Origin of the sequence: Streptomyces klenkii (genome assembly GCF_003626645.1) — a bacterium.
In the GTDB taxonomy this organism is placed as follows: Bacteria; Actinomycetota; Actinomycetes; order Streptomycetales; family Streptomycetaceae; genus Streptomyces; species Streptomyces klenkii.
This window is the reverse complement of the sequence record NZ_RBAM01000103.1, coordinates 1-1291: the sequence shown is the minus strand read 5'-3', so window position 1 is coordinate 1291 and position 1291 is coordinate 1. Positions and strand designations below refer to the sequence as shown.

Below are 1291 nucleotides of genomic sequence, written 5' to 3'. Positions count from 1 at the left end.
TTCCAGTAGGCCGCCTTCTTCGGCGACATCCCCGCGATCTCCACGGCGCTCAGGCCTCCTTCCGATGCCCGAAGTAGTCACCGAGCGTGCGCGGCTCCTCCGTCGCCCGGGGCTGCTCCACGCCGCCGGCGGGCGGCGTGAGGCGCTCCAGCGAGCGGGCCGCAGCGCCGGCCGCCGCCTGCCGCGCCAGCTGCTTCTTGCGCTCCTTCCTCTCCGCCCTGGCGGCACGGTCCGCGGCCGTCTTCTCCGGCGCGCTCTGCTCGTAGGCGGCGACCGTGCCGCCCACTGCCTTCGCGGCCTTGCGCATCGCGCGGGCGGCCTCCCGCAGCGGCCGGGCGCGCTTCTTCGCCCGCCGCGCCGCCGACCAGGGCATGTCCCCCTCGACCGGACGGCCCTTGAGGTCCGCCTCCAGGGCGTCGGCGAGGTAGTCGTAGGTCTGGGCGTCCGTCAGCAGCGACGCGCGGTGCTGCTCCTGCCATCCCTGACGCTGACCGGCCAGGCCCAGGGCCTGCACACCGGCCGTCACGCGTGTGGCGATGTCCTTCCCGCTCACCGGGAATCCTCCTTGTACTAGGGGTTGGGGTCCGGCCTGGCGGCCGCGGCCAGCCCCCGGAACGCGCCCGCCCCGGCCTGGGCAGGCCGGGGCGGGGGTTTCCGGGGGCGACCGTGTGCGCCAGGACGCTGCGTGAATCCGCAGGTGAGGCGGTCAGCGGCGCCGCATCCGCGGGATGCGGGGGTGGCACCACCAGCAGGCGGTGCCGTGGTCGTGCGTGCCCCGGGAGTGGTTCAGCAGGAACGGGGTGGCCAGGAGGACGGCGATCGCCGCCAGCGCCAGCGCCGCGTCGATGAGGTACTCGGCCATGCTTCGGGGTTCCTTTCGTGCGGGGTGGGCCGCCGGGCCTCCCAGCGGTCTTTCAGCAGGTCAGGCGGCCTGTCCGCCCGGGGAGAGGGCGGGCACGCCGCCGGAGGCGAGCAGCGTCAGAGCGCGCTGCCGGCGGTTGACGGCGGTGCCCTCGGAGACGCCGAGTTCGCCCTTGATGACCTCCAGCGTCACGGCGTGCTCGCCGCGGGCGGCGATCATCGCGGCGACCCGGTGGGCCTGCCATTCCGCCGGGCTCATCCGCGCCATCGCGGCGGCCTCGGCCGCCTGGCGCTCCAGCTCGGCCGCGCGGGCGGTTTCCTCGGCCCGGCGCCGGGCGGCCAGGGCCTCGGCCTCAGCGGCCCGTGCCGCCTCTTCCCGCTCGCGGCGTTCGGCCGCGGCGCGGGCGGCGGCCTCAGCAGCCTGGGCGGC

General features: G+C 76.5%; 3 protein-coding genes. All 3 read right to left on the bottom strand.

Annotation, left to right across the window (positions count from 1 at the left end; genetic code table 11):
• Window positions 1-49: 49 nt before the first annotated feature.
• On the bottom strand, window positions 50-553 hold the full coding sequence (locus D7231_RS34960; protein ID WP_120760391.1) for a hypothetical protein: 504 nt from the start codon (window positions 551-553) through the stop codon (window positions 50-52).
• A 153-nt stretch (window positions 554-706) separates the two neighbouring features.
• Window positions 707-862, bottom strand: a complete 156-nt coding sequence (locus D7231_RS37190) for a hypothetical protein (RefSeq protein WP_199739533.1) — start codon at window positions 860-862, stop codon at window positions 707-709.
• A 60-nt stretch (window positions 863-922) separates the two neighbouring features.
• A partial coding sequence (locus D7231_RS34955; RefSeq protein WP_422396794.1) for a hypothetical protein occupies window positions 923-1291 on the bottom strand: 369 nt, incomplete at its 5' end.